The sequence below is a fragment of the Thermodesulfovibrionales bacterium genome (assembly GCA_035686305.1).
Lineage (GTDB): Bacteria > Nitrospirota > Thermodesulfovibrionia > Thermodesulfovibrionales > UBA9159 > DASRZP01.
In genome coordinates this window covers 1-4,167 of the sequence record DASRZP010000033.1, presented here as the reverse complement: position 1 = coordinate 4,167, position 4,167 = coordinate 1, and the positions used below count along the sequence as shown (strand labels likewise).

3 protein-coding genes are annotated in these 4,167 nt (G+C 54.6%); all 3 read left to right on the top strand.

Features of this window, described 5'->3' with window-relative positions; genetic code table 11:
- The coding region (locus tag VFG09_03665) for an amino acid adenylation domain-containing protein (GenBank protein ID HET6514231.1) at window positions 1-1,816 on the top strand (1,816 nt) is incomplete at its 5' end.
- Window positions 1,809-3,803 carry a non-ribosomal peptide synthetase gene (locus VFG09_03660; GenBank protein HET6514230.1) on the top strand — a complete coding sequence of 665 codons (1,995 nt, stop codon included), beginning with the start codon at window positions 1,809-1,811 and terminating at the stop codon, window positions 3,801-3,803. The genes VFG09_03665 and VFG09_03660, both read left to right, overlap by 8 nt.
- A partial coding sequence (locus VFG09_03655) for a condensation domain-containing protein (protein ID HET6514229.1) occupies window positions 3,796-4,167 on the top strand: 372 nt, incomplete at its 3' end. The genes VFG09_03660 and VFG09_03655, both read left to right, overlap by 8 nt.

Genomic DNA, 4,167 nt, shown 5'->3' with positions numbered 1-4,167 from the left:
GGTGGTTTTTGAGGATCAGCAACTGACATACAGGGAACTCAACAGCAAGGCAAATCAACTGGCCCATTACCTGAGGAAGTGCGGCGTTGGTCCCGAGGTGTTGGTGGGGATCTGTGTTGAGCGCTCATTGGAGATGATCATTGGAATTCTCGGCATTCTCAAGGCAGGAGGGGCATATGTTCCTTTAGACCCTACGTACCCAAAGGAACGACTGAAGTTCATGCTTGAGGATTCACAGGCAGCAGTGCTGCTCACACAGGGACATCTGATAGCGAATCTGTTCGCACCTATGGTCCACGTTTTGCATCTGGACCGGGACTGGCCGGTAATATCTGGGGGGCCCTCAGAAAACCCTGACCACACGGCGATTCCCGGAAACCTGATCTATGTGATCTATACATCCGGCTCTACTGGCAGACCGAAGGGCTGTTGCAATAGCCATCGCGGTGTCGGCAATATGATACGCTGGTCGCAGGAAGCTTTTCAGATGAGTGGTGCGGACCGGATGCTGCAGACAGCTTCTTTCAGTTTTGATATTTCTGCCTGGGAAGTTTTCCTGGCCCTGACCTCCGGCGCGACACTGATTTTGACAAAACCAGGTGGTCACATGGATCCCTGTTATCTCATCGACCTTATCGATTCTCGGCGGGTTACACTGGTGTTCTTCGTGCCTTCCATGCTCTCTGCCCTTCTTGGAGAGGACGGGGTGCAGCGATGCCGTTCCCTGCGACGGGTTTTCTGCGGAGGCGAAGCACTATCCTCTGCCCTCCAGCAGCGGTTCTTTTCCCGCCTGGAAGCGGAGCTGCACAATCTTTACGGCCCGACGGAGGCAGCCATATTTGCAACCCACTGGCAGTGTCAAAGGCAAGATTGCTCAGTTGCCGTGCCCATTGGTCGACCCGTGGCAAATACTCATATCTATGTTCTTGACAACGCTCTCAAACCTGCGCCGGTAGGCGTCACGGGAGAACTGTGCATTGGAGGCGTGCAGGTGGCACGCGGTTATCTGAATTGTCCTGAAATAACGGCCGAGAAGTTCATCTCCGATCCGTTCAGCCGCGTGGCGGGATCTCGTCTGTATAGGACCGGAGATCGGGCCCGCTATCGGGCCGACGGCGCTATCGAATTCCTCGGACGTCTTGACCACCAGGTGAAGATCCGCGGCTTCCGCATCGAGCTTGGGGAGATTGAAGCGGCACTGGGACACAACCCCGCCGTGAGGGAGGCCGTGGTGATAGCCGGAGAGGGCGAACCTGGTGACAAGCGCTTGGTTGCATACGTCGTATTTCGGGGACAGGGCAAAATTACGGAATCAGACCTCAGATCGCATCTCAGCAAGCAGCTTCCGGATTACATGATACCTTCGGCTTTTGTCGTACTCGATGCACTGCCGCTGACCCCCAACGGCAAGGTAGACCGGAAGTCGTTGCCGACTCTCGAATTGGGACGGCCGGATCTGGAAGACTCTTTTGTCGCCCCGCGCACCCCTGTTGAGGAGCTGGTTGCGGGCATCTGGTGTGAAGTCCTGGGGCTCAAGAAGGTCGGCATCCATGACAACTTTTTCTTGGTGGGTGGTCATTCCCTGTTGGCAACCCAGGTCGTGTCACGCCTGAGAAAGACTCTCCAGCAGGAGGTCCCGCTACGGTTCCTCTTTGAGTCGCCGACACCTGCCGGCTTGGCCATGAGGATTACCCAGAGTCAGGCTGAAAATGCAGATCCCGAGGAACTGGCTCGCATTCTTGATGAATTAGAAGCACCTGCCAAAGACTCGGCATCGGCGCCAGGATTTCGTGAGAAGGACGAGCGCTATGACTGAACTCAATGAATGTATGAATGGTTTGTCTCCTGCAAAGCACACCATGCAGAGTCACGGCATGGGGGGAATCGGCGTCAGACCTGCCAGCACGTTTATCAAATTCGCCTCGGAAGAGATCGATCAGTCCATTGCGAGGCGTTTTGAGCAGCAGGCGCGGAACTATCCTCACCGGGTTGCTGTGAAGTCCGACGGGCGGCCTGTCACATACGAGGAACTGAACAAACTCGCCAACCGGATAGCCCGCGCCATCCTGTCAGAGCGGGGCGAAAGAGAAGAACCGATTGCCCTCCTGATAGAACAGGGCGCAGTTTTGGTAGCAGCTATCCTTGGCGTTTTAAAAACCGGCAAGATCTATGTACCCCTCGACCCTTCATATCCGAGCGCTCGAGCCAGCCATATCCTCGCAGATTCAGAGACGGAATTCATCGTCACGAACAGCAGAAATCTTCCTCTCGCAAAAGCGCTTGATCAGAAGGGACTGCCCTGCATCAACATCGACGAGGTGGATATCTCGGTCTCTCCTGAGAACCTTGCTCTTTCTGTCTCCCCCGATGCCTATGCGAACATCTTATATACCTCCGGTTCGACGGGCTTGCCAAAGGGCGTAGTGCAGACGCATCGCAATATACTCCATGACGTTCGACATTACACGAATACCCTGGCCATCAGCTCTGCGGACAGGATGACGCTTCTCTACTCTTGCAGCGTTCACGGCTCAGTGAGAGGCGTATTCGGTGCGCTGCTCAATGGCGCATCCCTCTATCCATGGAACGTCGGGCGAGAGGGGCTGGACGGTCTCGCCGGCCTCCTTATCGAGGAAGAGGTCACAATATATCATTCCGTACCAACAATCTTCCGTTATTTCACCATGACCTTGCGAGGGCATGAGAGGTTTCCGAAGCTGCGGCTGATTCGTTTCGGGGGAGAGAGGGTTCTTGCGAAGGACATTGAATTGTGCAGGAAACATTTTCCGTCGGATTGTATCATATGCACGGGCCTGGGGACTTCGGAGACCGCCCATGTTACTCAGCTTCTGATCGACAATGGGTCTGCAATCCAGACTGAAGTCGTTCCAGTGGGCTACCCTGTCGAAAATATGGAGATATTGCTCCTTGATGAGATGGGCAAAGAGGTTGGAGTCGGAATGCCCGGCGAAGTCGCGGTGAGGAGCCGCTATCTTTCTCCTGGGTATTGGCAAAACTCTTCTCTGACCGAGAAGGCATTTCTCCCCGACCCCTCGGGAGAGAACATGAGAATCTATCGTACCGGAGACCTCGGACAAAGGAATTCGGACGGATGCATCGAACTCCTGGGGAGAATGGATTTTCAGATCAAAATAAGAGGCTTTCGGATAGAAGCGGCAGAGGTTGAGGCAACCCTTCTCGAACTGGACTGTGTGAGAGAGACGGTCGTTCATGCATGGGAAGACAGTACAGGGGGAAATCGCCTTGCAGCTTATATCGTACCAAAACAAGGTGAGAGACCCGCCCATGGTGAACTGCGGGACTTTCTGAAAAAGAGATTGCCCGATACGATGATACCGGACGCATTCATAATCCTCGACATGCTGCCCTTAACGCCTAATGGGAAAATTGACCGGAAGGCATTGCCGGAACCCGAGCTGGAGAAGTCGGATCCTGAGAATGCTTATCAGGGACCACGCACCCCGATTGAGGAGCTGGTTGCGGGCATCTGGTGTGAAGTCATGGGGCTCAAGAAGGTCGGCATCCATGACAACTTTTTCGCGGTAGGCGGTCATTCCCTGTTGGCAAGCCAGGTCGTGTCACGCCTGAGAAAGGCTCTCCAGGTGGATGTCCCGCTACGGTTCCTCTTTGACTCGCCGACACCTGCCGGATTGGCTATGAGGATTACCCAGGGTCAAGCCGAGAATGCAGATCCTGAAGAAGTCACCCGCATTCTCGCTGAATTAGAGGCACACGCCCAGTACCAGGCATCTGGCGTGACTGAGGAGAGCTGGCATGAATGATCTCAATGAACGCATCGCAAGGCTGTCGCCAGAGAAGCGGGCACTGTTTGAGCAGCACTTTCTGAAAAAAAGGAATGCTCCTTCTCTGAAAAGACAGCTCATTTGCAGGAGAGGAACGGCCGATCCATGCATGCTTTCCTTTGCCCAGCAGCGTTTATGGTTTCTCGATCAGTTGGAGCCTGGCATCGCGGCATATAATATCTTTTCCACGATACGGCTTACTGGGCAGCTCAACGTAACTGCCCTTGAGCGGAGTTTTGGCGAGATCCTGAGGCGTCACGAAGCACTGCGCACCACCTTTGTCACCGAGAATGATGAGCCTCTTCAGAAGATCGCTCCTGTGGCAACCTTCACCCTACGGCGG